Origin of the sequence: Enterococcus songbeiensis (assembly GCF_005405265.1) — a bacterium.
Taxonomy (GTDB): domain Bacteria; phylum Bacillota; class Bacilli; order Lactobacillales; family Enterococcaceae; genus Enterococcus_C; species Enterococcus_C songbeiensis.
In genome coordinates this window covers 49,186-75,780 of record NZ_BJDS01000002.1, presented here as the reverse complement: position 1 = coordinate 75,780, position 26,595 = coordinate 49,186, and the positions used below count along the sequence as shown (strand labels likewise).

Below are 26,595 nucleotides of genomic sequence, written 5' to 3'. Positions count from 1 at the left end.
AAAAAGGAGTCCTTTTTGAACCGCCCTCACTTAACGTTGCAGGGCGGTTCATGGAAGGGCTCATTTTTTATCGGCAAATTTTCGCATCCAAAGAGGCAACTGGCGACTGATTTCAGTAGGGAGTACTACATAATTTTTCTCTGCCAAGCTGTCGCCAATCAAGCTGTGAAGATATACCGCAGCGCCAATCGTTTGTTCATCTGACGGAAATTGTGCTAAGAAACCGGCAATCATTCCCGCTAAAGTATCCCCCATACCGCCGGTAGCCATCGCCGGATTACCGAGAGGATTTGTATAAATCTGGTCCGCTGTATAAATTTCTGTGCGGTGACTTTTCAACACGATGGTGGCACCTAGTTTTTGTTGGGCTGCCTGATTTTTTTCTGAGGTTTGTTGGGCAATCTCTAAACCGCTGAGACGTTGCCATTCCATTTGATGGGGTGTAAAAACGACTCGGGCAGGATTATTTAAGGGCAGTGGATCGGCCGCAAACAAGGTAATTCCTGAACCGTCGATAATCAGCCATTGTTCATTCTGTTTTTCAAGGACGACCTGCAAGAGTCTTTTACTGAAATCAGACAGACCTAATCCGGGACCAATGACGACAACATCAGCTGTTTCAAGCAATTCAGTGACTTCTTCCTGCCAATCGACCACCATTACTTCCGGCAAACGGCTGTGCAGCGAGGAATGGTTTTTGGTAGCTGTCACGACGGTTGTTAGTCCGGCACCAGCATGGACACAGGCTTCTGCGGACATGATGATTGCACCACCGTATTGCGAGTTTCCTCCAATCAGGACAACACGCCCATAATCACCTTTGTGACTTTCCGATTGGCGGGGACGAATCACTTTCGTCACTTGTTCTTCTGTTAATTCGATCATTTTCACGTGCTCCCTTCGTTTCCTTCATTATACCGAAGATCCAACAAACGGGAAATATTTCGAAAATTGGCACGATTCTTTTTCAATTCTTAAATAGAAATGGTATCATGGAACACGAAGGCATTTTTTGAATGCCAGTACCGTCTTCGCTTTTTGAAGAGGTAGATGAACAAGGAGGAATGGATATGACAATCGATTGGCAAAAAGAAGTCGATGCAAGAAAAGACGACTTATTAAAGGATCTTTTCGATTTATTGCGCATCAATAGTGAACGTGATGACGCGAAAAAAACAGTGGATGCGCCTTTTGGTCCTGGACCACGGGATGCGTTGCTGCACATGCTGTCTTATGGGGAACGTGACGGCTTTACGGTAAAAAATGTGGACAATTACGCGGGACATATTGAATTTGGCGAAGGTGCTGAAACGTTGGGAATCTTCGGACACATGGATGTCGTTCCCGCTGGAGACGGTTGGGAAACAGATCCTTATGAACCAGTGTTAAAAGATGGCAAAATCTTTGCACGCGGTTCTTCTGACGACAAAGGACCAAGCATGGCAGCTTATTATGCGTTAAAAATCATCAAAGAATTGAATCTGCCTTTATCTAAAAAAGTTCGTTTTGTTGTGGGGAGTGATGAAGAATCCGGTTGGGGAGATATGAACTATTACTTCCAACATGAAGAAAAACCCGATTTTGGTTTTTCACCTGATGCAGAATTTCCAATCATCAACGGGGAAAAAGGAAACGTAACCCTTAAACTGCATTTCAAAGGAGAAAATGCGGGAGAATTTACACTGCATTCTTTTACTTCCGGACTACGAGAAAATATGGTTCCTGGAACAGCAACAGCAAAACTTACAGCTGCTTCAACGGAAGCAGCATTAGAAATGGAAACTGCTTATCTAGCTTATTTGAAAGAAAATCCAGTTTCTGGAACGATTACGACGGAAGACGCAGAAGTATCCATTGAGTTAGTCGGCAAAGGGGCACACGGTGCGCATCCTGAAATTGGAATCAATGCGGGAACCTTCTTGGCAGCCTTTTTAGATGGCTTTGCTTTTGGTGGACAAGCCAAAGACTTTGTACATGTTTTAGGAACAGTTGCTCATGAAGACTTTTATGGAGAAAAATTAGGCGTTGCTTACGAAGATGAAAAAATGGGTAAACTAACGATGAACGCTGGTTTAATCAGCTTTGTTGAAGGAAATGACGATAACGTGACGACCTTGAATTTCCGTTATCCAAAAGGTGTGACGGCAGAAAAATTAGTTGCAGGTGTGACAGCTACGGCTAAAGGAGCGGTTGTTTCTCAAGGAGATCGCAACATGCCCCCTCACTATGTACCACAAGATGATCCATTGGTAGCAACTTTGCTGGCTGTTTATGAAGAACATACCGGTGAAAAAGGCTTTGAACAAATTATTGGTGGTGGAACCTATGGCCGTTTATTAGAACGAGGCGTTGCTTATGGTGCCATGTTCCCTGGATATACCGATACAATGCACCAAGCCAACGAATTTATGGAACTAGATGATTTATTGCGGGCAACCGTGATTTATGCAGATGCTATTTACAGATTAGCAAAATAATTGAAAAAAACTTTCCCAATTAATTTGGGAAAGTTTTTTTTATCTCTATCTAGTTAATAAAAAATTTTCAGCTTGCCGTTAAGAATACATTGCTGTCTAGAAGACCACCATCATTTTTTAAAATCAAGGTATGAAGTGTTTGATTAAAATCAAGGATGGGATTTTCTCCAAGAAAGACTGTTTCATAGTCAGAAGTGAAGACTGAAAAGCGGTCGTTATCTAGTTGTTGGGTAAATGGGGACACTGGTGCATCAACCAATACAAGTTGAAAACGATCACCAATCATACAACAGCCGGCAGCTGATGAAAATTGATTGGAGCCATCGTTTAAAGTGAGTAAAATACTCTTTTTTTCTTCCTGTTTTGTTTCCAAAAAAGCTTGTGCGGTTGGAGTAATGGTTAATTTCAAGAAAGATTCCTCCTTTTTCGACTGTCGGTAGTGAAAGGGGCAGCCATGATTTGAGTATAGTTGGTGACTGGTTTTTTGTGAAATACTTTGCCTGACAGAAAAAAACCACCGGGAGTTTTTGTCCACAGCGGTTTTATCAATAGTCAGGTTAATTTTTTAAGCGTTGGACATCCAATACCGTTCCAGTTTGGGCATCAGCTAAAAATTCGTAGGTAATCAATTGCCCGTCTTCTAAGCGGGTGATTCCTCCCGTGTAGCCTTGAGAGTGAACGGCAAATTTGCGCAAAGGTTGTTTTTCAAAATTAATCCATGAGCCTTCAATGGGTCCTTCTTTTAAAAATGCTCGTTTCACGGTGGTCAAGACGTCATCCGGTGAAAGAAGCTGCTTGTTTTTGAACCATAAGGCAGAGGCGACGCCACCTACTAGACCCATACTCATCCCTAATGCTAGGCCGCCTTTAAAATAATTAAATTGATTGTCATTGTCCATAGGTGTTCCTCCTTATGTCGAAAACTGCGATAGTTTGTTTTGTTATTTGAAGGGTTCACTAGTATTTTACCATAAAAATAAAAAATGTTTAGAGGAGAGGCACTTGTTTTTCTGATTTTGCGCTATAATGAAAGGTGTTTTTCAGAAGGATGAAGAAAAAGAAGCAAGGGAGGAATTACCTGAATTTCAGGTGAGCATTTGATGGAAGAAAAAACATTTCAACGGATCAAAGAATTGACTGAACTCCAAGGAACCAGTGGATTTGAACAAGAGGTCCGCACCTATATGCGAGAAAAAATCACTCCATTAGTAGATGAGGTACAACAAGACGGCTTGGGAGGGATCTTTGGGATTCGTCATCACGAAGAAGCCGATGCAAGACGGGTGATGGTAGCGGCACACATGGACGAAGTCGGGTTTATGCTGACACAAATCACCGAACGTGGGTTGTTTAAAGTCGTTCCTCTAGGTGGTTGGAATCCGTATGTTGTTTCTGCGCAACGATTTACGTTAAAGACAGCTGGCGGGAAAAATTATCCTTGTATCTCCGCATCAATTCCACCACATTTATTGCGGGGAACAGCCGGACAAAAAGCATTGGAAGTAACGGATGTTTTATTTGATGCCGGATTTGAATCAAAAGAAGAAGCCGAAAGTTTCGGTGTTAAACCGGGAGATACGATCGTCCCTCAAGTTGAAACGATCAAAACAGCGAATGGCAAAAATATTATTTCAAAAGCTTGGGATAATCGCTATGGCTGTACGGTGGTGTTGGAAGCACTAGAAGCGTTGCAAAAGGAAAAACTTGGGCACACCCTGATTGCTGGGGCAAATGTGCAAGAAGAAGTCGGTTTGCGAGGGTCAAAAGTGGCAACTACAAAATTCAAACCGGATTTATTTTTTGCCGTTGATTGTTCTGCGGCAGATGACACGGTTACGAAAAACGGCACATTCGGGCATCTGGGAGACGGCACGTTGATGCGTATTTATGATCCAGGCTTGATTATGCTGCCACGTTTGAGAGAATATTTATTAGATACAGCTGAAAGCAACCATATCCCATATCAATATTTTGTTTCAAAAGGCGGTACAGATGCTGGGGCTGCTCATCTTTCAAATGAAGGGATTCCAAGTACGGTTATTGGTGTAGTGGGACGTTACATCCATACCCATCAAACGATGTTTAGTATCGCTGATTTTGACGCCGCGCGGGAAATGCTGATCCAAACATTGAAAGGCTTGGATAAATCCACAATCGATACGATTATTCAAGGTTAAAATAAAAACTGTGATTTCTCATGATTTTGTTGAGGAGTTTCAGTTTTTTAAAATTTAAAGGAAATTACCTTGTATTACACCGGATTTTGATTCGAAAATAAATAAGAAAAATGGATACTTTTTATTCTTTATAATGAAAATAATTGAAGATATAAGCATAATTTTTGCGGTAATTAGAGAACAAAGGTAACATAATAGATGTAAGAAAGAAACAATAAAGGAGGAAAAGATTATGCATTGGTTATGGGTATTGATTGTCGGCGCTATTATTGGATTAATCGCTGGTGCTATTACAAATAAAGGCGGATCAATGGGCTGGATTGCAAATATTGTCGCAGGTCTAGTTGGATCGGCTGTCGGACAGGCATTGTTAGGAACTTGGGGTCCGCAAGTTGCAGGAATGGCGATTGTTCCGTCAATTATTGGCGCGGTGATCGTAGTTGCTGTCGTTTCCTTTATTTTGGGACGTTCAAAAAGCTGATTTTTCACAGCCAACCTGAAAGTCTGGAGCAAAGTGCTTCAGGCTTTTTTTGTAGTCGAAAAGTAATCCAAAATAATGTAAAAATTTTTGTTTTGCAGGTATACTTGTGAAATCAGTAAATGGAGGAATGAAGATGAAGACACGAGCAATTGTAATCAATCATTATGGAAACGAAGAAAAACTGGTAGAGGAACACGTTTCTTTGCCGGAAATCAAAGAGAATCAAGTTCTACTAAAAGTTAAAGCCTCGGGAGTGAATCCTATCGATTGGAAATTACGGGAAGGATATCTAGCAAAAATGTTTCCTTGGCAATTCCCTATTATTTTAGGTTGGGATGTTGCCGGCGAAATTGTGGCAATTGGGGATAAGGTAACTAAGTGGGAAGTCGGCGAGGCAGTTTTTGCTCGTCCTGACACGACACGTTTTGGTACCTATGCAGACTATACAATCGTTGATGCTGAGCTATTGGCGAAAAAACCAGAAAACACTTCTTTTGCCGAAGCGGCGGCAGTACCCTTAGCAGGATTGACAGCGTATCAAGCTTTATTTACCCATGGTCAGCTGCAAGCAGGAGAAACAGTGTTGATCCATGCCGGGGCTGGTGGTGTTGGTCTCTTTGCCATCCAATTGGCAAAACAAGCTGGGGCACGGGTTATTACAACAGCCAGTGAGCAGAATCGTACTTTTTTAAAAGAACTAGGTGCAGATCAAGTGATCGACTATCGTCAGGGAGATTTTTCTGAAGTTCTTCAAGGAATCGACCTTGTGATCGATACGATGGGCGGCGAGATTCAAGCCAAAAGTTTTCATGTTTTGAAACCTCATGGCCGTTTGATTTCGATCGTTGGTATTCCACCGCAAGAAGATGAAAAGCAAATCACTGCCAAAAGTATTTGGTTAAAACCAGACGGCGTACAACTGCAACTTCTTGCTGATCTATTGGAACAAGGAAAAATCCGCAGCATTGTCGGACAGACATTCCCGTTAACAGCAACGGGTGTGAAACAAGCCCACCAATTAAGTGAGACACACCATGCAAAAGGAAAAATTGTTTTGGTGAATGAATAAGGAGAAGATTGACCCATACAATCAAAAGGCAATCTTTTGAGGAAACCATCCAATTGAAACCAAAGACAGCAGTCGATCCAGCGACTGCTGTCTTTTTTTGAAAAGATGACTGGAAAGCGATTTCTTCCCGATTTGTTGCGAGAAATATGCAAGAAATCATGATAAAAGCGGATAAAAACTAATGAATTTATCATGTTGTTTTTTTATCAGTCGATTATAATATAAGCATTGTTAAAAGAAAGGACTAATATGATGGAAGTGAAACAGAAAAAACGTGATTTAACTAAAATGAAAACACCTCACACCTATGTCATTATTTTTATCGTTGTTGTTGCGGCGTGGTTGTTGACATTTGTTGTTCCTGCTGGGAAATTTAGTACTACTGAAGTTCAATACAAAGATGCGAATGGCGAAACAGCTTCTCGAACAGTTTTGCAGCAGTCAACGTTTCGGTATGACTATCCTTTAGACAAAGAATTTGTTTTTGACAAATTAGAAGACTTGGCACAAGATCCACAAGAATTAGAAAAATTGGAAATATCCGAAGCAGATGTACAGACGGTTCTTGACGAAGGAGAAAAAAGTTTAAGTCAAGAAAAATTGGATGGTATCGCTCTGACCGATGATGCCTTGTATGATTTGTATGGGGATAAAATTTATGATAAATCGGAAAAACTTCACAAAACCGCAAAATTGTGGGGGACCGATGATTTTGGCGGCTTTGGCTTTTTGAACTTTGTATTTGAAGGATTAGTTTCCGGTGACAAGTACGGCTCGGCTGTCGGTATTGCCGCACTGATTTTAGTAGTCGGCGGTGCTTTTGGGATTATTATGCGAACAGGAGCCATCGATGCAGGAATTTACGCTTTTATCTCAAAGACCCGCGGAATGGAAAAATTTGCAATTCCGCTGTTGTTTTTTGCCTTTTCACTAGGGGGAGCAACTTTTGGGATGGCAGAAGAAGTTATTCCTTTCTCGATGGTGATGGTGCCTTTCGTCATAGCGTTGGGCTATGATTCCATCGTTGCGGTTACCGTAACGTATGTCGCTTCTCAGGTAGGGAACGCGACTTCTTGGATGAGCCCCTTCAGTGTTGCAGTAGCACAAGGAATCGCAGGTATTCCAGTGCTATCTGGAGCAACCTTCCGTTTGATTATGTGGGTGGTAGTTACTGCGTTGTCAGCGGGCTATCTGATGATTTATGCTGAACGAATTCGGAAAAATCCACTGCGTTCAGAAGTTTACGAATCAGATGAATATTTCCGTAGCCACATTGAAAAAACAGCGAATGAAAACAAACCATTCTTATGGGGACATAAGCTGATTTTATTGGAAATGTTAGCCGTTCTTGTCTGGATTATTTGGGGCGTAACGCAAAAAGGCTACTACATTCCAGAAATTGCCTCTCAATTCTTTGTTATGGGCTTAATTTCCGGAATCACTGCGGTTTTATTCAAACTAGATATGGGCTGGAATGACATTGCCAAAAGTTTCCAAAATGGTGCTGCTGATTTGGCGGGTACGGCAATTGTCGTAGGGATGGCAAAAGGAATTCTGTTAGTTTTAGGCGGTTCCGATGCCAATGTTGCTTCGGCATTGAATACGATTTTGCATAGCATCGGCGGCTTATTAACCGGTGTACCGGCGATGATCGGTGCTTGGGTAATGTACATTTTCCAAAGTTTATTCAATTTAGTCGTTACCTCAAATTCAGGACAAGCTGCTTTGACCATGCCGATTATGGCACCTTTAGCAGACTTGATTAAGGTACCACGACAAATTGCCGTTTTGGCGTATCAATTAGGTGCCGGTTTTGTGGATGCCTTCACGCCAGTTTCTGCAAGTTTGATTGGTGTGCTAGGTGTGGCACGGATTGAATGGGTGAAATGGGCGAAATTCCAAATCAAAATGCAAGGATTCTTCTTTGTTTTAGGAACCATCTTCATCATGATTGCTATTGCGATTGGTTTACAATAAATGACTAATGAGACAGTTTTCGCTGAGTTTGGCGAAGCTGTCTTTTTTGTGGCGAAAACTTAGTGAAATCTTGCTCATTTCGTACTATAATACCCCTAGTTGAGAAATCTTCTCACTTTTCTTGAAAGGAAGATGTACATGAAAACAATCGATTTTTCCCGTTCATTATTTGACTTAGTTTCAGAATTTCCTGAAATCAAAGATATTATGTATAGCATCGGCTTCGAAGCCATCACCAAACCGGGAATGTTACAGACGGCTGGACGTTATGTGACGATTCCTAAAGGTGCACAAATGAAAAAAATTCCTCTTGAAACTGTCGTGGCAGCTTTTGAAGCACAGGGATTTACTGTGGAGGGAGCAAAATGATGGAACCAACAGCAAAAAAACGGCAGGAGCGGATCGTAGAAATTCTTTCCCTTTTGCATGAAGGTGGCTCTTTTGAAGAAGCCAAACGATTATTTAACGAGGAATTTGACGGCGTGGATGTGACAGAAATCACTGCCGCAGAAAAAGCCTTGATCCAAGGGGGCTTGAATCCCAGCGAAATCCAACGCTTGTGCAACATCCATGCAGCCGTTTTTAAAGGATCGATCAATGAGATTCATCGCTCCAACTATGACCATGAACAACCCGGGCATCCCGTCCATACGCTAAAATTAGAAAATCAAGTCTTACAGTCCTTGCTGACAGATGAAGTCGATGGCGTGTTAGCAAAAATCAAAAAAGGAGATTGGTCACAAAAAGATCGTCTGCTTTTGGCATTGACGGATCTCTTACAAATCGACAAGCATTATGCACGCAAAGAAACCTTGATCTTTTCTTACATGGAAAAATACGGCATCAGCGCACCGCCAAAAGTAATGTGGGGTGTGGACGATGATATCCGAGACATGATTAAAAACTTGATCCAAATGTTGCAATCGGAAAAAACCGCCTTCAATCCTTTGTCAGAAAAATGGGCTGCCGTAAAAAATGAAATTGAAGAAATGATTTTTAAAGAAGAAGAAATTATGATCCCGATGACTTTAGATGTATTTAGTATGAAGGATTGGGAAAAAATTGCCGCTGATAGTTTTGATATCGGATTTGCCTTTATTCCAGAACCATTGCCTTGGAAAGCCAGTCAAGAAGCACTGGAAAAAGAAGCAGAAAGAGAACCGGCACGGCAATTAGCTATCAAGCAGGCAAAAGAAACCACAGACGGAATTGCTGCCGGTTTAGCTGCCGACGGGCAAGCAGAACCGTTGGAAACCCATTATGACTGGGAAGACCAGACCTCGGCAGATACAGTCGTTTTACCAACGGGTGTCTTGCAGTTAGAACAAATGATTGCAATGTTTCAAGTTTTGCCAGTGGATTTAACATTTGTCGATCAAGAAGATCGGGTTCGTTTTTATTCAGAAGGAAAAAGTCGGGTCTTTCCTCGAACTACGTCGGTTATTGGTCGAGAAGTCGTCAATTGTCATCCTCCAAAAAGCATGCACATCGTTCAACGAATCTTAGATGATTTTCGTTCAGGCGCTCGAGATCATGCAGATTTTTGGATCGACATGCGGGGTAAAAAAATCTATATTCGTTATTTTGCTTTGTATAATGAAGCCAAAGAATATTTGGGTTGTTTAGAAGTGACCCAAGACGTGACAGAAATCCAAAAATTAGAAGGTCAGAGCCGTTTGCTGGATGAAGAAAAACAACCCTCCAACGATTGACAGACGAGACAATAAATCGTATCGTTAACAGTAAGAAAGGGGTTGCATAAGAAATGTATTTAGCAAATCCACAACGGTATAAAAAAATGGTTTACAATCGTGTAGGCAATTCTGGTTTGAAATTGCCAGCGATTTCTTTAGGTTTATGGCACAATTTTGGTGATACTGATCCGTTGGCAAAACAGCGGGAAACGATATTAGGGGCGTTTGATATGGGAATCACCCACTTCGATCTTGCCAATAATTACGGTCCGCCAGCCGGCTCAGCCGAGGAAAATTTTGGTAAGATATTCCGGCAGGAGTTAAAAAGTTATCGGGACGAAATGATTATTTCTTCAAAAGCGGGATATTACATGTGGGAAGGACCTTATGGTGAATGGGGATCAAAAAAATATTTGACCGCTAGCTGTGACCAAAGTTTGCAACGGTTGGGATTGGATTATGTGGATATTTTTTACCATCACCGTCCAGATCCTGACACACCAATGGAGGAAACGGCCCATGCATTGGATCTATTGGTTCGTCAAGGTAAAGCATTGTACGTCGGTGTTTCAAATTATTCGGCGGAACAAACGAAAAAAATGGCAGGCTTGTTAAAGGGATTGGGCACACCGTTTATCATTCATCAACCCCGCTACAATATGTTTGATCGATGGATTGAAGATGGATTGACTACCGTTTTAGAAGAAGAACAGCTAGGTGCTATCGTCTTCAGTCCGTTAGCACAAGGTCTATTGACGGATCGTTATCTGCATGGAATTCCTGAAGATTCCCGTGCCCATCGTTCTGACAGTCCATTTTTGACAGAAGATAAAGTCGAAGGAACCCTTTCCGTCGTTCGCAAGTTAAATGCAGTAGCTGAAAATCGGGGACAAACCTTAGCGGAAATGGCTCTTGCGTGGAATTTGCAGCAAAAAACAGTAACCAGTGTACTGGTGGGTGCTTCCCGGTTGAGTCAGTTACAAGACAATGTCAAAGCGTTGGATCATTTGGCGTTTACTCCAGATGAATTAGCAACCATTGATCAACTGTTAAAAGAAATGAAGTAACAAAAAGCGGCGGATTTTTTTCGCCGCTTTTTTCGTGAGCATGAAAATCTTTGTGAAAATAGAAACAAAATGAGGTATAATGTGCTAGGAAATAATTATTTATAGGAGGATGAAAATGAAAGCACTAATCGTATTTGCACATCCAAAAAAAGAAAGTTTTTCACATGCTTTGGTAGCAACCCTTGAAGAAGCATTGAAGAAGAAAGGATATGAAGTCAACGTTCGAGACCTGTACCAAATGAATTTTAATCCGGTTTTATCTGGACCAGACGCGATTCATATCGAGAATGGAAAATTTGTCAGAGACAATGAGACGTTTCCTGAAGATGTTCAAGTGGAACAAAAATTTATTGAAGAGAGCGATTTGTTAATTTACGTTTTCCCAAGCTGGTGGAATGGCATGCCGGCAATCATGAAGGGCTATGTAGATCGGGTTTTCCAACACGGATTTGCCTATAGTTTTGAATCAGACGAACCGAAAAAACGCTTTGCTGGAAAACGGGCATTGTTCTTTACCCCAACAGGTCAACCACAAAATGAAGACGGCAGCGATTCACCAATCGATCGTGCAATGAAGACGGTCACTTCAGAATGGATGTTCAACAGCAATGGAACCGAAGTGATCGATCACGTATTTTATGGTCGAGTTCCTTATAAAACGCGGGAAGAATTAGCCGAATATTTGGCAGATGCCCAACGAAGAATTGAAGAGCTGTAAAAAATGAATTGGAAAAAGTTTGCGGGAATTGGGGTAATTTTAGGACTGTTGATTGGTTTGACTGCTTGTGCCGCGGGAGCGGATACGAAAAAAGAGAACGTCCAAGCAGATAGCGACAATCAAGAAAAAATCATCAATATGATGGAGATCAATGAGATTTCTTCCATGGATTCTGGCAATGCGCTGGATGGGGGCAGTTTTATTGCTATCACACAGGTTATCGAAGGACTCTATAATTTAGATGACGAAGACAATATTATTCCCGGTGTTGCGGAAAAATTGCCGGAAATTAGTGAAGATGGCTTAACGTATACCGTTTCCCTTCGAAAAAATGCTACTTGGTCAAACGGTGATCCGGTAACAGCTCACGACTTTGTCTATGCTTGGCGCCGGGTAGTCACGCCGTCTTTTGGCTCACCAAGTTCATTTTTATTGGCAGATATTAAAAACACCTCCAAAATTTTAGAAGGAAAAGCTGAACCGGAAACCCTTGGTGTTGAAGCAAAAGATGATTATACCTTGTTGGTTACCTTGGAACATCCGGTGGCTTATTTTACCTCAGTGATGACTTTTCCAACCTTGTTTCCACAAAACCAAAAATATGTGGAAAAACAAGGAGAAAACTATGCTTTGGATAGCGACCATCTAATTTATAATGGACCTTATCGTTTAGCTGAATGGAAACACGGCAATCAAAAATGGGTTTATGAAAAAAATGATCACTATTGGAACAAAGAACAAAGCAATGTCAAGGCAGTCAATATCCAAGTTGTTAAAGATACGAATTTAGCTGTCAATCTGTTCAAAGATGGACAACTGGATCGGGCAGTCCTTTCCGGTGAGTATGCCAAACAATACAAAAAGGATAAAAACTACACGACTCAGCTTGATTCTTGGGTCCATACACTGGAATTGAATCAAAAGAAAGAGGATAAAGCAACGATCTTTGCCAACAAATCGATTCGCCAAGCTATTGGCCTTGCCATTGATCGGGAACACATTGCCAATACACTGCTGGATAATGATTCCCGAGCTATTTATGGCTTAATTCCAAGTGAATTCGTGAAAAATCCAGAAAGTAACGAAGATTTCCGTAAAGAAAGCGGCGATATTCAAAGTTTTGATGTTGAAAAAGCCAAAACCTTGTGGCAAAAGGGTTTAAAAGAGTTGGGAGAAAAAACAGCTACCCTTCAACTGTCTGCTTCAGATCAGGATGAGAACAAAGCAATCACGGAATACTTGCAGTACACCCTACAGGAAAACCTGCCGGACTTAACTGTCGAAATTTCTTTGGTTCCGGAAAAAAATCTGTTGGATAAAAAACAATCCCATGATTTTGATTTGATGCTGACACGCCAAGGTCCGGATTTTCAAGATCCTACCACGTATCTGAATACCTATCAAACAGAAGCCTTCAATAATCCTTCTGTTTATAGCAATGAAACCTATGATAAATTATTGGCGCAAGCCCAGACAGAATCCAATCAATTGGAAACCCGTTGGCAAACGTTGATCAAAGCAGAGCATACCTTGTTGGAGGATGCAGCAGTAATTCCAATCTATCAATCTGCTAACACAGCTTTATTACGGGACAATATCACAGGAATGATCCATCACTTGTTTGGACCGCCAAATTTCTACGGAAAAATTATGTTGAAATAGAAAAAAACCGATACTGATTTCAGTATCGGTCTTTCTTTATCCTAGAGTAAAGGCATCAGCCAATTGACCCAAATCCAGCTTAAAGGCATGATCAAAATCATGGCTGGAATCATATCGGCAATGGGGAACATTTTTAGTTTGACCATTCGAAAACCAGTTGCCAACATCAAGAATCCGCCACAAGCTTTGAAGTCGAAAATCATATCCGGCGTTGTCAGTGGGAAGACGAATTTTGCCGCTAAAAAAAGAACGTAGAAAATTAAAAATTGTGGAACCGCAATGACTGAAACTACATAGCCCAAATTACAGGCAAAAATCGCAGCAGTGAAGAAATCTAAAATCGATTTGGAAATCAAAATCGTACTGTCGCCAGTCATTCCTGCGTCCAAACTCCCATAAATACCGGTTCCGCTAGCACAAAAAAGAACGATTACGGTCACAAGCGTATTGATGAATTCTTCGTGCGACATCGTTAAATTTTCATTTGGAAAGAGTTTACTAATAGGTTTTTGCATCAGCATGGCCCCTTTGTTGATGTATTCCCCCAGATGAATCGCTAACCCGATTCCAGTACCAATGACTAAAGCAAAGATAACCGCCGGCATATATTTCATCGGTGCAATGGCAAAAATTCCCATTCCCATCGAACAAACACTGAAAATCATCGTGATCTCCGTTTTAAATTTCTCCGACAATTTGTTTCCTAAAAATCCGCCCGCTAATCCGCCAAAGACAACAGACAGGGCGTTGATAATAACACCAGTTGGCATGTAATTGCTTCCTCCCTTATAAATGAATAACTGCTTACTTGCGGGTTCATTTTACCAATCAAAGATGGTTTCGCCAATTCAAAATTCGTGCTAAAGTATTCTCAAATGGAATAGAACGGAAGCGAAATAATGGACATCAATAAACTGCAAGCCTTCATTGATTTGACGAAAACCTTGAGCTACACCGAGACGGCAGAACATCTTTTTACTACCCAAGGCAATATTTCTAAACAAATTTTGAATTTAGAAAAAGAATTAGGCGTAGAATTATTTCAACGAGAGCATCGAAAAATCCAATTGACCGAAGCGGAGAGTTTTGAGCTTTTTCCTGCACCGTTGGAAGGAAAGAACAACATTGTTTTTGCCCGAATCTTTGGAGAAAAAGCAGACATGTGGGAGTGGTTGATTACAGAACAGGATCGATTTGTCGCTGTTTTACCAAAACGACACCCTCTGGCAAAGGAAAAGGAACTACCTCTCGTTGCGTTGGCACAGGAAAATTTTTTGCTTTTGGGAAAAGAAACCAATCTGTATCTTCCGGTAATGGAAATGTGTCGGCAAGCGGAAATCAATCCCACTATCACATATGAAGGTACCCGAATCGACTTGATTTTAACAATGGTTGCCAGTGAACTAGGTATTACCTTAGCGATGGAAAAAACGGTTCTCAATCTTCTTAACGAAGAATTAGTGGCAATTCCGGTGACCCCGAACCAAATCAGTTCGCTTTGCTTTGTACGAAAAAAAGGAGAACACTCCAAAGCCTCCAATCTGTTTTGGTCCTATTTACAAGAACAGTAAATTAATATTCCGTTTTGGAATGTATTCTTCCGGAAGTTGAATTGTTTGCGACAGCGGGAACTTTTACAATGATGATGAGTTAAGGAAAGGGGAAATCATCATGACACAAGAACCTTATGATTTAAGAAAAGTTCTCGCTGAACTAAAAGAACTGCCGGGACAATACCATGAGACAGCAATCGAAATTGATCCGGAGGCAGAATTATCCGGTGTTTACCGCTATATCGGTGCGGGAGGAACCGTCAAACGTCCAACACAAGAAGGACCAACGATGATGTTCAATAAGATAAAGGGATTTCCTGACAAACGGGTGCTGATCGGTATCATGGCCAGCCGCAAACGTGTAGGGGAAATTTTTCATCACGATTATAAAACCTTAGGACGTTTATTGAAAGATTCAGTAGAAAATCCTGTGAAGCCAGTTAAGGTCGCCAAAGCAGACGCACCCGCACAAGAAGTCGTTCATCTAGCTTCTGATCCGGCATTTGATATTCGCAAAATTTTACCAGCACCAACCAATACGGAATATGATGCCGGACCATACATTACGATGGGTGTCGTTTTTGGCTCTGATCCGGAAAAAACCATGAGTGATGTAACAATTCATCGAATGGTTTTGGAAGACAAAGATACAATTGGTATGTATATCATGCCTGGTGGTCGACATATCGGACATTTTCAAGAGCAATTTGAAAAATTAAATAAATCAATGCCGATCACGATCAATATCGGACTTGATCCTGCCATCACAATTGGTGCAACCTTTGAACCGCCTACCACGCCTTTAGGCTACAATGAATTATGGGTTGCCGGTGCCCTGCGGCAGGAACCTGTGCAATTGGTTGATGGGGTTGCGGTAGATGAAGTGGGCATCGCGCGGGCAGAATTTATTATTGAAGCCGAAATCATGCCAAATCAACGAATGCAAGAAGATATCAACACCCATACTGGTAAAGCGATGCCGGAATTTCCTGGTTACAACGGAGATGCCAATCCTGCTGTTAATGTCGTCAAGGTTAAAGCAGTGACCCACCGCAAGGATCAACCAATCATGCAAACAACCATCGGTCCAAGCGAAGAACATGTGTCAATGGCTGGTATCCCAACGGAGGCGAGCATTTTAGAATTGGTGGATAAAGCAATTCCCGGAAAAGTTGTCAATGTGTACAACCCTCCTGCAGGTGGCGGGAAATTAATGAGTATTTTGCAAATTCGCAAAGAAAATCCTGCCGATGAAGGAATTCAACGACAAGCCGCAATTTTGGCTCTCTCGGCCTTTAAAGAATTGAAAACCGTCATTTTGGTAGATGAAGACGTGGATATTTTTGATATGAACGATGTGATGTGGACTTTAAATACCCGTTTCCAAGGAGATCAGGACATTCTTGTTTTGCCTGGGATGCGGAATCACCCTCTTGATCCTTCTGAGTTGCCGGAATACGATCCAAAGTCGATTCGGGTACGGGGGATGAGTTCCAAAACCATTCTTGATGGAACCGTTCCTTTTGATATGAAAGATCATTTTATCCGTGCGCAATTCAAAGAAGTTGCTGACTGGAAAAAATATCTGGACTAAGACTACAGATGGAAAATGCCGTAACTTTTTGCTGCGGCATTTTTTAGAAGGGAGTAAAACAAATGAAGAAAATCGTAATTGGAATCACCGGAGCATCAGGAACAATCTATGCACTTGACCTAATCAAAAAATTAAAGGCGATTCCTGATGTTGAAACGCATGGAATAATCAGCTCATGGGCGAAAGAAAACCTCAAGCTTGAAACGGAAATGTCATTGAAAGAGGTAGAAGGTTTGTTGGACTATCACTATTCCAACAAAGATTTAGGAGCGGCGATTGCCAGCGGTTCCTTTCTGACCGATGGCATGGTGATCGTTCCAGCGAGCATGAAAACAGTAGCTAGCCTTTCCATCGGATTAGCAGACAATTTAATTACTCGTGCCGCAGACGTTGCCTTAAAAGAACAACGAAAACTGATTTTAGTTCCACGAGAAACACCGTTAAACGCAATCCACTTAGAAAATTTAACGAAGCTTTCACGATTAGGCGTGCAAATCATTCCGCCGATCCCAGCTTTTTATAATCAGCCAAAAACAATCCAAGATTTGGTGGATCATCACACCATGAAATTGTTGGATGCATTAGGCATCGCCAATGACAGTCAAGGAAGATGGGGTGGCGATGAGTAAAGAATTTCAAGTTTCTGCCGAAAAGTATACAATGAAAATCAGCGCAACGGTGAGAAACAAAGATTTGCTACTTCAGTTGACTGGGGGGGATTATCCTCATATTGGTACTGTGACGACATTTTCAAAAGATATTTTACCCGAAACGTTTCGTTTTCCCAGCCATGACGGACGATTTCACAAAGACGATCGTTTAGCACAGGTCATTGTACCTATGATCCAAGCGCTGTTGCCGGGAAACTGTGTTCTGTTGTCTGGTGTTCATGTGGATCAAATCACCCAAGCACAAATTGCAGTATCTTTTGAGATGGCTGCACAATTGGGAGAGCAGCTTCAGCAATGGTTGTCCACAAACCCATTTTCTGAGAAAGAACCTCAGTATTATCAAAAAAACGAAAAACCGCACTAAAAAAATCCGTCAAACAAAAAGTTTGCGGATTTTTTTGCGTTTAGCGCCTTTAATCCAGATACATCACCCCGGAAATTTCCAAATCGAAGCCACACTTTTGATAAAAAGCGGCGGTCTCTTCATCCGTTGACAAGGTCAGAATGCCCAATCCTCGTTGTTTGCTTTCGGTGATTAATGCATGAATCAATTGTTTTCCAAGACCTTTTCCCTGATGAGCAGGATGAACCATGATGTCTTCCAGATATCCGTGTTCCAATCCCATACCACAAACATAGCCGAATGCTACTAATTGCTTTGTCGTAGTTTCTCGGATGTCAGCATAAAAATTGCAACGTTCAAAAAGTTGGGGATAATCCTGCGGTCGACCGCCCCACCCGATACTTTCACGTAAGGCGGGAACTTCAAAAGGTTGGATGGCAGAATTGAGTGCTAAATGATACGGCATAAATTCCCTCCAAAAAAATCATTTTTTTAATTGTAGCATTTTTTTGTCTTTAGCTACAGAAAGTGTGGAATTGCTTTATACAATAAAAAATGATACAGATTAAAAACAGTTGCTTTTCGATAAATATAGATGTTTAAACAAGAAAAATCTGTGCTGTATAGTTGACATATTTTTGAAAAATAGTACAGTAGTAAAAGTAGTGTCAATCTGACAAGAAAGGAATTCTTTGAGATGTATTATTATGTGATGCCTTCTCACGATATTCGCCGGAATTTAGCGACAGAACAATATTTGTTGGAACAAGAATTTGATGAACCATTGGTATTATTTTATATTCAAGAACCCTGTATCATTATCGGGCGGAATCAAAATGCGTTGGAGGAAATCAATCAACGCTTCGTTCGAGAAAAGGGGATCACGGTGACACGTCGTTTGTCTGGTGGCGGGGCAGTTTATGACGATTTGGGAAATGTTAGCTTTAGCTTTGTGACCAAAGCTGATGGGAATTTTGGAAACTTTAAAGAATTTACCGAACCGATTTTAAGAGCTATCCATAAATTAGGCGCAACCGGAGCCACAGTCAGCGGACGCAACGATCTAATGATTGATGGCAAAAAATTTTCAGGCAATGCCATGTATAAGAAGCGGGGAAAATTATTTTCTCACGGTACTTTGATGCTGGATGTTGATTTGGATGTTTTGCCTCAAGCATTGCAGGTTGCCAAGGATAAAATCGAATCAAAAGGCACCAAATCAGTTCGTAGCCACGTAACCAATTTGCGTCCTTATTTGTCTGAAAACTATCAGGAATTAAGTATCGAAGAATTTCGCAACGAATTGTTGAAACAATTATTTTCGGTGGAAGATGTCACTCAAATTGCGGACAAGCAGATTCAATTATCGATAGAAGACGAGCAGGCGATTGATCAGTTGGTGACAAGTCTTTATGGCAATGAAGCGTGGATTTATGGAGAAGCACCTACCTACACATTGCAACGGCGTCGTCGGTATCCGGCAGTGGGAATCATCGATGCCCGTTTGACAGTGGCTAAAGGAAAAATCACGGATTTGATTTTTTACGGTGATTATTTTGGTCAAAAGGAATCCAGTGAGTTGGCTGCATTATTTATTGGGAAAGACTACCGAAGACCAGCTTTGGCACAGGTCATTGAACAGATTCAAGCGGATCAGTATTTCAGCCATTTGACTAACGAAACGTTGTTGGATTTATTGATTGAATAGGAAAAAGTTGAAAGACGGACTAAAACTATCAAGGAGACCATTATGATCGAACTGAAAGGTATCGCAAAGGAATACAATCAGCAGTTGGTGTTAGCTCCGCTGGATTTGACGATTGCTCCCAATGAAATTTTTGGAATCGTTGGTGAAAGTGGTGCGGGAAAATCCACGCTGTTAAAAATAATGAGCCTGTTGGAAACGCCTTCTGAGGGATCGCTTTTTTTAGAGGGTAAAGAAGTAGCGAAACTGGACCAAAGAGCAATTCGTCAATTGAAACAATCGATTGGCATGGTCTTTCAGCAATACCATTTACTCTATAACCGTACGGTGTTTGAAAATATTTCTTTGCCGCTAAAATTATTGGGACGGGAAGAACCGCAAAAAGTCAAAGAGTTGTTGCATTTTGTCGGATTGCAGGAAAAAGAGACAGCTTATCCGCGGCAGTTGAGCGGGGGACAAAAACAACGGGTGGCAATCGCTCGAGCGTTGGTAAATAATCCTAAGATGATTTTGTGTGATGAACCTACTTCGGCTTTGGACGAAAAAAGCACGGCGGATATTTTGGAGCTTCTAAAAAAAGTGCATCAAGAATTTCAACCAACTATCGTTTTTGTCAGTCATGAATTAGCTGCAGTCAAGGCCTTGTGCCAGCGAGCAGCAATTTTGGAAGCAGGAAAGTTAAAGGCAATTACTCCAGTTAAAAATCTTTCACTGCAAAGTACAGACAGCTATGAAGAGCGAGTGATTGCGAGGTTGCAGGGATGAATTATTGGGAAAGACTCAATGAATTTCGACCGGAAATGTTCCAAGCTATCGGGGATACATTGATTATGATGGGCATTGCGATGGCAGCGTCACTGCTTGTCGGTCTGCCGATTGGCACCTATATTTTTCTTTCACGAAAAAAAGGCGTGGCACCTAATAAAGGGGTGTACTGGGTGCTGAATCTTTATGTGGATATCGTCCGCTCCTTTCCGTTTTTATTATTTGTCGTCGCTTTGATTCCGTTGACCAGACTTGTCATGGGAACAGCTTTTGGCACCTATGCCGCTGCTTTTCCTCTAAGTTTTGTCGGAGCAGCGATTTATGCTCGTTTGGTGGAACAGGTCCTGTTGGATGTACCAGCAGAGATTTTGGAATTAGCGGCTTCTTTAGGGGCTACCCGCCGCCAGTTGTTGTTGGAATTTTTATTTGTGGAAGCCCGCAGTGGATTGGTTTTGAGCTTTACTTCTGCCTCCATTAGTCTGGTTTCGTATTCCACAGTCATGGGAATCGTGGGTGGTGGAGGAATCGGTGATTTTGCGATTCGTTACGGCTATCAGAATTATGAATACGACATCATGTACACAACGATTGTCATCATGATTCTCTTTGTTTTTGGGATTCAACTTTTGGGCACCACAATCGCCAGAAGAATCGATAAGCGAAAATAACTCCTCCTCTGTTTGTCTGCTAATTTGAAACAGGGATAGAGGATTTACTAAAAAAATTAAAGGGGTAAAAAATAGATGAAAAAAATCGCAGTAGGGATCGCAGTTTTGGGAGCAGCACTTTTATTAGGTGCTTGCGGCAACAACAGTAATAAAAGCAGTGAAGAGAAAGTAATCAAAGTAGCAAGTCAAACGACACCAATGACAGATGTGGTAAAAAAAGCCGCAGAAGTCGCTAAAAAAGAGGGTTGGGACATTCAATTAGTCCAAGTCAATGACAACATACAATACAATGAACTATTGAAAAATAAAGAAGTAGATGCTAACTTTGCACAACATGAACCCTTCATGGAAAAATTCAATGAAGAAAAAGATGCCAATCTAGTCATGATTCAAAAAATTTATGACGCAAAAGTTGGTTTCTATTCAAAAAATTATCAAGATATCGCTGATTTGCCGGATGGAGCAACGATTGCGTTGCCAAACGATATCTCCAATGAAGGTCGGGCATTGGCAATTTTAGCGGATGCGGGCTTAATCGAATTGAAAGCAGATGCCGGCTTCAATGGAACTCTTAAAGATGTCGTGGAAAATCCCCACAATTTCAAGTGGTTGTCGGTGGATCTTTTAAATCTTGCGGAAGCTTACAATGAAAAAGATGTAGCAATGGTCTATGATTACCCAACATATATCGCAAAAATTGGGTTGAAACCAAGTGATGCTATTTTATTGGAAAAGAAAATCGACAGCCGCTTTGCGATTTCTTTAGTCGCACGGGAAGACAATCAAGATTCCGCAAAAATCAAAGCGTTGAAAAAAGCCATGACCAGCCCTGAAGTTCACGAATTTTTGGAAAAAGAACATCAGGATACATTGATTCCTTCCTTTGATTAAAAAAATCTGTATGCATCAAGAGGTGCATACAGATTTTTTTGTCTATCCAGAGCCTAAGGTCTTCACAGTAGAGAAAACTATGGTACAATTCGAACTAACAAGGTAAGAGGGGTGTTGTTCTCAATGGACTATAAAGAATTTGATCCAGAATTATGGCAAGCAGTCGAAAATGAATTTACACGACAACAAAACAATTTGGAGCTGATTGCCTCGGAAAATATTGTTTCAAAAGGGGTATTAGCGGCACAAGGCAGTGTATTGACCAATAAATATGCTGAAGGTTATCCCGGTCGTCGGTATTATGGCGGTTGTGAATACATCGATGTCGTTGAAAATTTAGCAATTGATCGAGCAAAAGAATTATTTGGTGCCAAATTTGTCAACGTGCAGCCGCATTCCGGCTCACAAGCTAACACGGCAGCCTATTTAGCCTTAGTGGAACCCGGCGACACCATCATGGGGATGGATTTATCCGCAGGGGGACATTTAACTCATGGTTCACCAGTTAATTTCAGTGGTAAAACGTATCATTTTGTCAGCTACGGTGTTGATCCAACAACGGAAGTGATTGACTACAATGTCGTGCGGATTTTAGCTCGGAAACATCAGCCTAAATTGATTGTTGCAGGTGCCAGTGCCTATTCCCGCACCATCGATTTTGCAAAATTCCGTGAAATCGCTGATGAAATCGGTGCAAAACTAATGGTAGATATGGCACATATCGCCGGATTAGTTGCAGCAGGCTTGCACCCATCACCCGTTCCTTATGCAGACATCACGACCACCACTACCCATAAAACTTTACGCGGTCCACGGGGCGGAATGGTTTTGACTAATGACGAAGCATTAGCGAAAAAAATCAATAGCGCTGTTTTCCCTGGTATTCAAGGGGGTCCACTAGAGCATGTGATCGCCGGAAAAGCAGTTTCCTTCAAAGAAGCACTGGCACCGGAATTCAAAGAGTATGCGCAACAAGTCATTACGAATGCTCAAGCAATGGCTAAAGTTTTCAATCAAGCCCCAGAAGCTCGGTTGGTTTCTGGCGCAACGGACAATCATTTGCTATTGATCGATGTGCGTGATTTTGAAATGAACGGAAAAGAAGCCGAAGCCATTTTGGACAGTGTAAATATTACCGTTAATAAAAACTCAATTCCATTCGAATCATTGAGTCCTTTCAAAACCAGCGGAATTCGTGTGGGAACACCGGCAATTACTAGTCGTGGATTTAGTGAAGAAGATGCAGTTGAAGTAGCAAAATTGATTGTAAAGGCATTACGTGCCAAAGAAGACCAAGAAGTTCTGGCACAAGTAAAAGAAGAAGTGAAGGCTTTAACAGATAAACACCCGATTTATCAATAATCGGCAGACAAAAGGTGAGGCACCATTCAATGAATGGTCCCCGCCTTCTTTTGCGGAATTTTTAGCAAATTTGGAAGAAATGTTGTTTCTCTTCATTATTTGCTTTAAAATAGAAGAAAACTAAAGGAGAATCATCATGGGCAAATTTCAAGTAATCGACCATCCACTCATTCAACACAAACTAACTATTATTCGGGAAAAAAATTGCGGAACAAAAGTTTTCCGTGAAGTTGTCAATGAAATCGCCATGTTAATGGCTTATGAAGTTTCTCGTGATATGCCATTGGAAGATACGGTAATCGAAACACCAATCGTCAAAACTACACAAAAAACGTTAACAGGGAAAAAAGTTGCCATCGTTCCGATCCTACGTGCCGGAATTGGAATGGTAGACGGTATTTTGGAATTGATTCCAGCTGCTAAAGTTGGACACATTGGCTTGTACCGGGACGAAGAAACTTTGGAACCTCATGAATATTTTGTAAAATTACCAGAAGATATCGATTCCCGTCAGCTATTTGTTGTTGACCCGATGTTGGCAACTGGTGGTTCTGCAATCATGGCAATCGATGCCCTGAAAAAACGCGGCGGTTCAAACATTAAATTTGTTTGTCTCGTAGCTGCACCAGAAGGCGTCAAAGCCTTGCAAGAAGCTCATCCAGATATTGATATCTACACGGCAGCTTTGGATGATCATTTGAATGAACACGGCTATATCGTTCCTGGACTTGGCGATGCCGGTGACCGTTTATTTGGAACAAAATAGGTTTTGTAACGAGTGATGAAAAAAATCCTGTCGAAGAATTCGGCAGGATTTTTTTGGATAAGCGATAATAAAAAAAGAGTCAGCAATCTTAGAAGCTAAGATTGCTGACTTTCTTTTGTTATGCCGGCTATAGGATTCGAACCTACGACCCCCGCGTTACGAGTGCGATGCTCTACCAACTGAGCTAAGCCGGCGTGACACAACAAGAATTATAGAAAAAAAAAGGAGGTTTGTAAAGAGAAATGTAGTAAAAAAAGAGTTTATTAGCAAAATTTCTGCAAATTTTCACAAAGTGTGCTATAATGAATATATATAAAGGGAGGTTTTGTGAATGGCAACGTTTGGTAAATTTGATGCAACAGTAATTCCTTCTGAAGCTGGAGAAGGGTTTTTAGTAGACACTCATGTGAAATTTTCAATCTATGGCAAACCGCAGACAGGGACCGTTACAAAGCAGCTGAAAAATTCTGCAGTAATCGAATTGGATGAAACTCCTGACAATCAACAGTTACTTACGCAAAGCAATGGTGTGTTAATCATCAATTATAAACATATGAAAAAGATTTAAACTTGATCACCGATTTTTTTCGGTGATATTTTTTTAGTGAAATTATACGGTCTGACTTCAATCAGTCCGCAAACGGTATTTCTAAATTTTTTCTGAATGAAGGACGGGATGTCTTTCTTTTCTGTAACAACACCTCTATAATGATAAGGTGTATCTTTGAAGGAAAAGAGAGGAATCATGGAAAAAAAACGATCAACTTCGACCGACAGCCGTATTGATTATGGCGTGATTTTGCCGGTCTTTCTATTATGTTTAGTCGGCCTTGCTTCGTTATACGTGGCTTTGAGCCAAGACCCTACCGGGCAAAATGTACTGCAAAAAATGGCGATCCAAAGTTTGTGGTACGTTATAGGAACCATTGCAATTATTGTTATCATGCACTTGAAATCAAAATGGATCTGGAAATTAACCCCGTTTATCTATGGACTGGGTTTAGCCGTTATGTTGGCGCTGTTGCGATTTTATGATAAAGATTTAGCCAATGTGACCGGTTCAAAAAACTGGTTTAAGTTCGGCTCCTTTACTTTTCAGCCGGCAGAATTAATGAAAATCGCCTTTATTTTAATGTTGGCGTTAGTGGTTACCTCCCACAATGTCAAATATCGAAATCGTAATTTATCGACGGATGGTTTTTTGATTGGCAAGATGGCGTTGGTGTCATTGCCGGTCTTGGGATTAGTAATGTTGCAAAAAGATTTCGGAACGATGTTAGTCTTTTTGGCTATTCTAGGCGGTGTGTTTTTAATGTCAGGAATTTCCTGGCGAATCATTATTCCTGTTGTGGCTCTCTTTGTGGTCATTGGTGGTGGGACCATCTATCTGGTAACAACAGAAACCGGTCGGGAATTATTGTACAATATCGGCTTTAAATCTTATCAATTTGCCCGAATCGATTCCTGGCTCAATCCTTTCCATGACACATCTGGACTAAGTTATCAACCGGCACAAGGCTTGTTGGCGATTGGGTCTGGTGGAATGTTTGGAAAAGGATTCAACGTCAGTGATGTCTACGTTCCGGTAAGAGAATCCGATATGATTTTCACGGTTATTGGAGAAAATTTTGGTTTTATCGGCGGCTCTTTTGTAATTTTACTTTATTTTATTTTGATTTACCGCATGATTCGGGTGTGTTTTGATACCAACAACGAATTTTATGCCTACATTGCCAGCGGGATCATTATGATGATTCTCTTTCACGTATTTGAAAACATCGGCGCAAACATCGGGCTGATGCCGCTGACGGGAATACCTTTACCCTTTATCAGCCAAGGGGGATCTTCGATTTTAGGAAACATGATCGGAATCGGGTTGATTTTATCGATGCGGTTTCAAGCAGAAACTTCGAAGGAAGTGAAAGAATGAATCTTTATTGGTACCCCAAATGCAGTACCTGCAAAAAGGCAAGAGCCTGGCTGGATGCCCATGAAATAGAGTATCAACTGATTGATATGATTCAACAACCGCCGACTGCCGAGAAGCTGGAAGGCTGGATGAAGGAAAGCGGCTTGCCAATTCGTCGCTTTTTTAACACAAGTGGTGTAAACTATCGTCAGCTAGGATTAAAAACTATCGTGCCGACCCTCAACATGCGAGAAGCTTGCGAATTGTTGGCAACAGATGGTATGCTGATCAAGCGTCCCATTCTGGAAAAAAATGGCAAAATCCAAGCCATTGGATTTAAAGAAATTGATTTTGAAGGAGCAGCGAAAGAATCATGGAAAAGAAATGTCTAAAGAAAAAAGATAATTTGTGGGTGCTGTTTAACGGCAGCGAATATTGTGTCGGATTGACGAAGGAAGCGCAGGATGAACTTGGAAAAATCACCTTTGCCTCTTTACCTAAAGTAGGAAAATTAGTGAAACAAGGGGAAGCATTGCTGGAAGTTGAAGCAGAAAAAGCTGTCAACGAATTTCCAAGTCCTTTGTCAGGTGTCGTTTCTTCCGTGAATGAAAAAGTTGATGCATCCGTGGATATCTTAAATGATGAAGACGAAATGAATGCCTGGATTGTCGCTTTTAAAGACGTTGATCCAGCCGAATTTGATAAACTTTAAAATTATTTTCAGAAAATAATTGACACATGTAAGGTACGTTGTTATAATTTCATCAATAATTGAAAGCTTTGAAAAGAAGAGTACATGTCACTAACGTTCACAGAGAGCCCGGAATTGCTGCAAACGGGTAACGAAAATGAGATGGAAGATGGTCTTTGAGCGGATGAAGTGAGTCTAAGGACTAGCTTGATACGGGGGTGCCCGTTAACGCACAACGGTATGCGAGAAACAGTCAAGTACCGGATAAGGTTATTGTTGTAAAACAATAACGAATCAAGGTGGTAACACGAAAGATGATAACTTTCGTCCTTTGTATAGAAATATGCACAAGGAC

At 41.2% G+C, this 26,595-nt stretch carries 29 protein-coding genes, 1 tRNA gene and 1 other annotated feature; of the genes, 24 read left to right on the top strand and 6 right to left on the bottom strand.

Annotation, left to right across the window (positions count from 1 at the left end):
* Positions 1-60: 60 nt before the first annotated feature.
* The gene (locus tag FFM66_RS01030; RefSeq protein WP_137604775.1) at positions 61-885 is read right to left on the bottom strand and encodes an NAD(P)H-hydrate dehydratase; all 825 of its coding nucleotides are present in this window, start codon (positions 883-885) and stop codon (positions 61-63) included.
* Positions 886-1,070: 185 nt separating this feature from the next.
* Here FFM66_RS01030 and pepV point away from each other — a divergent pair, with 185 nt between their 5' ends.
* A complete protein-coding gene (gene pepV / locus FFM66_RS01025) occupies positions 1,071-2,477 on the top strand; it encodes a dipeptidase PepV (protein ID WP_137604774.1) in 1,407 nt (468 codons plus the stop codon).
* A 67-nt stretch (positions 2,478-2,544) separates the two neighbouring features.
* Here pepV and FFM66_RS01020 read toward each other — a convergent pair whose 3' ends face one another.
* Positions 2,545-2,886, bottom strand: coding sequence for an iron-sulfur cluster biosynthesis family protein (locus FFM66_RS01020; protein ID WP_231586078.1), 342 nt, complete (start codon positions 2,884-2,886; stop codon positions 2,545-2,547).
* A gap of 148 nt (positions 2,887-3,034) precedes the next feature.
* Positions 3,035-3,376, bottom strand: coding sequence for a hypothetical protein (locus tag FFM66_RS01015; protein ID WP_137604773.1), 342 nt, complete (start codon positions 3,374-3,376; stop codon positions 3,035-3,037).
* Between the two features lie 201 nt (positions 3,377-3,577).
* Here FFM66_RS01015 and pepA point away from each other — a divergent pair, with 201 nt between their 5' ends.
* From pepA to FFM66_RS00970, 9 genes are all read left to right on the top strand, one after another.
* Positions 3,578-4,654, top strand: coding sequence for a glutamyl aminopeptidase (pepA, locus tag FFM66_RS01010; RefSeq protein WP_137604772.1), 1,077 nt, complete (start codon positions 3,578-3,580; stop codon positions 4,652-4,654).
* Positions 4,655-4,886: 232 nt separating this feature from the next.
* Positions 4,887-5,135, top strand: coding sequence for a GlsB/YeaQ/YmgE family stress response membrane protein (locus tag FFM66_RS01005; RefSeq protein ID WP_048604373.1), 249 nt, complete (start codon positions 4,887-4,889; stop codon positions 5,133-5,135).
* 133 nt (positions 5,136-5,268) lie between these two features.
* Positions 5,269-6,204 carry an NADP-dependent oxidoreductase gene (locus FFM66_RS01000; RefSeq protein ID WP_137604771.1) on the top strand — a complete coding sequence of 312 codons (936 nt, stop codon included), beginning with the start codon at positions 5,269-5,271 and terminating at the stop codon, positions 6,202-6,204.
* A gap of 252 nt (positions 6,205-6,456) precedes the next feature.
* Positions 6,457-8,181, top strand: coding sequence for a putative basic amino acid antiporter YfcC (gene yfcC, locus FFM66_RS00995; protein WP_371851505.1), 1,725 nt, complete (start codon positions 6,457-6,459; stop codon positions 8,179-8,181).
* A gap of 138 nt (positions 8,182-8,319) precedes the next feature.
* Positions 8,320-8,550 carry a DUF1858 domain-containing protein gene (locus FFM66_RS00990; protein ID WP_048604371.1) on the top strand — a complete coding sequence of 77 codons (231 nt, stop codon included), beginning with the start codon at positions 8,320-8,322 and terminating at the stop codon, positions 8,548-8,550.
* A complete protein-coding gene (locus tag FFM66_RS00985; protein WP_048605303.1) occupies positions 8,550-9,893 on the top strand; it encodes a DUF438 domain-containing protein in 1,344 nt (447 codons plus the stop codon). The genes FFM66_RS00990 and FFM66_RS00985 overlap by 1 nt, the downstream gene beginning before the upstream one ends.
* 53 nt (positions 9,894-9,946) lie before the next feature.
* Entirely contained in the window at positions 9,947-10,942 is a 996-nt protein-coding gene (locus tag FFM66_RS00980) for an aldo/keto reductase (RefSeq protein ID WP_048604370.1), read from the top strand.
* A gap of 115 nt (positions 10,943-11,057) precedes the next feature.
* Positions 11,058-11,660, top strand: coding sequence for an NAD(P)H-dependent oxidoreductase (locus FFM66_RS00975; RefSeq protein WP_048604369.1), 603 nt, complete (start codon positions 11,058-11,060; stop codon positions 11,658-11,660).
* Between the two features lie 3 nt (positions 11,661-11,663).
* A complete protein-coding gene (locus FFM66_RS00970) occupies positions 11,664-13,322 on the top strand; it encodes a peptide ABC transporter substrate-binding protein (RefSeq protein ID WP_137604769.1) in 1,659 nt (552 codons plus the stop codon).
* A gap of 41 nt (positions 13,323-13,363) precedes the next feature.
* Here FFM66_RS00970 and FFM66_RS00965 read toward each other — a convergent pair whose 3' ends face one another.
* Positions 13,364-14,092 (bottom strand): DUF554 domain-containing protein, encoded by a 729-nt coding sequence (locus FFM66_RS00965; RefSeq protein ID WP_137604768.1) that lies wholly within the window; start codon positions 14,090-14,092, stop codon positions 13,364-13,366.
* Between the two features lie 129 nt (positions 14,093-14,221).
* Between FFM66_RS00965 and FFM66_RS00960 the strand changes: the two genes are divergently transcribed.
* From FFM66_RS00960 to lpdD, 4 genes are all read left to right on the top strand, one after another.
* A complete protein-coding gene (locus FFM66_RS00960; RefSeq protein WP_137604767.1) occupies positions 14,222-14,893 on the top strand; it encodes a LysR family transcriptional regulator in 672 nt (223 codons plus the stop codon).
* 100 nt (positions 14,894-14,993) lie between these two features.
* On the top strand, positions 14,994-16,469 hold the full coding sequence (locus tag FFM66_RS00955; RefSeq protein WP_137604766.1) for a UbiD family decarboxylase: 1,476 nt from the start codon (positions 14,994-14,996) through the stop codon (positions 16,467-16,469).
* Between the two features lie 62 nt (positions 16,470-16,531).
* Positions 16,532-17,098: a UbiX family flavin prenyltransferase gene (locus tag FFM66_RS00950; RefSeq protein WP_048604364.1), complete on the top strand. Its 567-nt coding sequence runs from the start codon at positions 16,532-16,534 to the stop codon at positions 17,096-17,098.
* Positions 17,091-17,504, top strand: a complete 414-nt coding sequence (lpdD, locus tag FFM66_RS00945; protein ID WP_246038408.1) for a prenylated flavin chaperone LpdD — start codon at positions 17,091-17,093, stop codon at positions 17,502-17,504. Before FFM66_RS00950 ends, lpdD begins: the two co-directional genes overlap by 8 nt.
* 49 nt (positions 17,505-17,553) lie before the next feature.
* Here the strand turns inward: lpdD and FFM66_RS00940 are convergent, their stop codons facing one another.
* Positions 17,554-17,949: a GNAT family N-acetyltransferase gene (locus FFM66_RS00940; RefSeq protein ID WP_137604764.1), complete on the bottom strand. Its 396-nt coding sequence runs from the start codon at positions 17,947-17,949 to the stop codon at positions 17,554-17,556.
* A 231-nt stretch (positions 17,950-18,180) separates the two neighbouring features.
* On the opposite strand from FFM66_RS00940, the gene lplA reads away from it, so the two are divergent.
* The 6 genes from lplA to upp all read left to right on the top strand — a co-directional run bounded on the left by lplA (position 18,181) and on the right by upp (position 23,640).
* Positions 18,181-19,191: a lipoate--protein ligase gene (lplA, locus tag FFM66_RS00935; protein WP_137604763.1), complete on the top strand. Its 1,011-nt coding sequence runs from the start codon at positions 18,181-18,183 to the stop codon at positions 19,189-19,191.
* A gap of 42 nt (positions 19,192-19,233) precedes the next feature.
* On the top strand, positions 19,234-19,953 hold the full coding sequence (locus FFM66_RS00930; protein WP_137604762.1) for a methionine ABC transporter ATP-binding protein: 720 nt from the start codon (positions 19,234-19,236) through the stop codon (positions 19,951-19,953).
* The gene (locus FFM66_RS00925; RefSeq protein ID WP_048604359.1) at positions 19,950-20,621 is read left to right on the top strand and encodes a methionine ABC transporter permease; all 672 of its coding nucleotides are present in this window, start codon (positions 19,950-19,952) and stop codon (positions 20,619-20,621) included. The genes FFM66_RS00930 and FFM66_RS00925 overlap by 4 nt, the downstream gene beginning before the upstream one ends.
* Positions 20,622-20,696: 75 nt before the next feature.
* Entirely contained in the window at positions 20,697-21,512 is an 816-nt protein-coding gene (locus FFM66_RS00920; protein ID WP_137604761.1) for a MetQ/NlpA family ABC transporter substrate-binding protein, read from the top strand.
* Positions 21,513-21,635: 123 nt separating this feature from the next.
* Complete coding sequence (gene glyA / locus FFM66_RS00915) at positions 21,636-22,874, top strand: serine hydroxymethyltransferase (RefSeq protein ID WP_137604760.1); 1,239 nt, start codon at positions 21,636-21,638, stop codon at positions 22,872-22,874.
* 136 nt (positions 22,875-23,010) lie between these two features.
* Positions 23,011-23,640 (top strand): uracil phosphoribosyltransferase, encoded by a 630-nt coding sequence (gene upp / locus FFM66_RS00910; protein WP_137604759.1) that lies wholly within the window; start codon positions 23,011-23,013, stop codon positions 23,638-23,640.
* A gap of 121 nt (positions 23,641-23,761) precedes the next feature.
* Here upp and FFM66_RS00905 read toward each other — a convergent pair.
* Positions 23,762-23,834, bottom strand: a tRNA-Thr gene (locus FFM66_RS00905).
* A 137-nt stretch (positions 23,835-23,971) separates the two neighbouring features.
* Here FFM66_RS00905 and FFM66_RS00900 point away from each other — a divergent pair.
* From FFM66_RS00900 to FFM66_RS00885, 4 genes are all read left to right on the top strand, one after another.
* Entirely contained in the window at positions 23,972-24,208 is a 237-nt protein-coding gene (locus FFM66_RS00900) for a hypothetical protein (protein ID WP_048604355.1), read from the top strand.
* 177 nt (positions 24,209-24,385) lie between these two features.
* On the top strand, positions 24,386-25,570 hold the full coding sequence (locus FFM66_RS00895) for an FtsW/RodA/SpoVE family cell cycle protein (protein WP_048604354.1): 1,185 nt from the start codon (positions 24,386-24,388) through the stop codon (positions 25,568-25,570).
* Complete coding sequence (locus FFM66_RS00890) at positions 25,567-25,941, top strand: arsenate reductase family protein (RefSeq protein ID WP_048604353.1); 375 nt, start codon at positions 25,567-25,569, stop codon at positions 25,939-25,941. Before FFM66_RS00895 ends, FFM66_RS00890 begins: the two co-directional genes overlap by 4 nt.
* The gene (locus FFM66_RS00885) at positions 25,923-26,261 is read left to right on the top strand and encodes a glycine cleavage system H family protein (RefSeq protein ID WP_048604352.1); all 339 of its coding nucleotides are present in this window, start codon (positions 25,923-25,925) and stop codon (positions 26,259-26,261) included. Before FFM66_RS00890 ends, FFM66_RS00885 begins: the two co-directional genes overlap by 19 nt.
* 59 nt (positions 26,262-26,320) lie before the next feature.
* Positions 26,321-26,575 (top strand) — a binding site (T-box leader).
* The last annotated feature ends 20 nt before the right edge of the window (positions 26,576-26,595 follow it).

Excerpts from the sequence above, each read along its gene's own strand:
- FFM66_RS00985 (WP_048605303.1), top strand. The coding sequence starts at position 8,550 with ATGGAACCAACAGCAAAAAAACGGCAGGAGCGGATCGTAGAAATTCTT.
- pepA (WP_137604772.1), top strand. The coding sequence starts at position 3,578 with ATGGAAGAAAAAACATTTCAACGGATCAAAGAATTGACTGAACTCCAA.
- FFM66_RS00900 (WP_048604355.1), top strand. The coding sequence starts at position 23,972 with ATGGCAACGTTTGGTAAATTTGATGCAACAGTAATTCCTTCTGAAGCT.
- yfcC (WP_371851505.1), top strand. The coding sequence starts at position 6,457 with ATGGAAGTGAAACAGAAAAAACGTGATTTAACTAAAATGAAAACACCT.
- upp (WP_137604759.1), top strand. The coding sequence starts at position 23,011 with ATGGGCAAATTTCAAGTAATCGACCATCCACTCATTCAACACAAACTA.
- lplA (WP_137604763.1), top strand. The coding sequence starts at position 18,181 with ATGTATTATTATGTGATGCCTTCTCACGATATTCGCCGGAATTTAGCG.
- FFM66_RS01000 (WP_137604771.1), top strand. The coding sequence starts at position 5,269 with ATGAAGACACGAGCAATTGTAATCAATCATTATGGAAACGAAGAAAAA.
- FFM66_RS00970 (WP_137604769.1), top strand. The coding sequence starts at position 11,664 with ATGAATTGGAAAAAGTTTGCGGGAATTGGGGTAATTTTAGGACTGTTG.
- FFM66_RS01015 (WP_137604773.1), bottom strand. The coding sequence starts at position 3,376 with ATGGACAATGACAATCAATTTAATTATTTTAAAGGCGGCCTAGCATTA.
- FFM66_RS00940 (WP_137604764.1), bottom strand. The coding sequence starts at position 17,949 with ATGCCGTATCATTTAGCACTCAATTCTGCCATCCAACCTTTTGAAGTT.
- FFM66_RS00965 (WP_137604768.1), bottom strand. The coding sequence starts at position 14,092 with ATGCCAACTGGTGTTATTATCAACGCCCTGTCTGTTGTCTTTGGCGGA.
- FFM66_RS00950 (WP_048604364.1), top strand. The coding sequence starts at position 16,532 with ATGAAGAAAATCGTAATTGGAATCACCGGAGCATCAGGAACAATCTAT.
- FFM66_RS00960 (WP_137604767.1), top strand. The coding sequence starts at position 14,222 with ATGGACATCAATAAACTGCAAGCCTTCATTGATTTGACGAAAACCTTG.
- lpdD (WP_246038408.1), top strand. The coding sequence starts at position 17,091 with ATGAGTAAAGAATTTCAAGTTTCTGCCGAAAAGTATACAATGAAAATC.
- FFM66_RS00895 (WP_048604354.1), top strand. The coding sequence starts at position 24,386 with ATGGAAAAAAAACGATCAACTTCGACCGACAGCCGTATTGATTATGGC.
- FFM66_RS00885 (WP_048604352.1), top strand. The coding sequence starts at position 25,923 with ATGGAAAAGAAATGTCTAAAGAAAAAAGATAATTTGTGGGTGCTGTTT.
- FFM66_RS00890 (WP_048604353.1), top strand. The coding sequence starts at position 25,567 with ATGAATCTTTATTGGTACCCCAAATGCAGTACCTGCAAAAAGGCAAGA.
- FFM66_RS00975 (WP_048604369.1), top strand. The coding sequence starts at position 11,058 with ATGAAAGCACTAATCGTATTTGCACATCCAAAAAAAGAAAGTTTTTCA.
- FFM66_RS00990 (WP_048604371.1), top strand. The coding sequence starts at position 8,320 with ATGAAAACAATCGATTTTTCCCGTTCATTATTTGACTTAGTTTCAGAA.
- FFM66_RS00920 (WP_137604761.1), top strand. The coding sequence starts at position 20,697 with ATGAAAAAAATCGCAGTAGGGATCGCAGTTTTGGGAGCAGCACTTTTA.
- FFM66_RS00980 (WP_048604370.1), top strand. The coding sequence starts at position 9,947 with ATGTATTTAGCAAATCCACAACGGTATAAAAAAATGGTTTACAATCGT.
- pepV (WP_137604774.1), top strand. The coding sequence starts at position 1,071 with ATGACAATCGATTGGCAAAAAGAAGTCGATGCAAGAAAAGACGACTTA.
- FFM66_RS01005 (WP_048604373.1), top strand. The coding sequence starts at position 4,887 with ATGCATTGGTTATGGGTATTGATTGTCGGCGCTATTATTGGATTAATC.
- FFM66_RS00955 (WP_137604766.1), top strand. The coding sequence starts at position 14,994 with ATGACACAAGAACCTTATGATTTAAGAAAAGTTCTCGCTGAACTAAAA.
- glyA (WP_137604760.1), top strand. The coding sequence starts at position 21,636 with ATGGACTATAAAGAATTTGATCCAGAATTATGGCAAGCAGTCGAAAAT.
- FFM66_RS00925 (WP_048604359.1), top strand. The coding sequence starts at position 19,950 with ATGAATTATTGGGAAAGACTCAATGAATTTCGACCGGAAATGTTCCAA.
- FFM66_RS01030 (WP_137604775.1), bottom strand. The coding sequence starts at position 885 with ATGATCGAATTAACAGAAGAACAAGTGACGAAAGTGATTCGTCCCCGC.
- FFM66_RS00930 (WP_137604762.1), top strand. The coding sequence starts at position 19,234 with ATGATCGAACTGAAAGGTATCGCAAAGGAATACAATCAGCAGTTGGTG.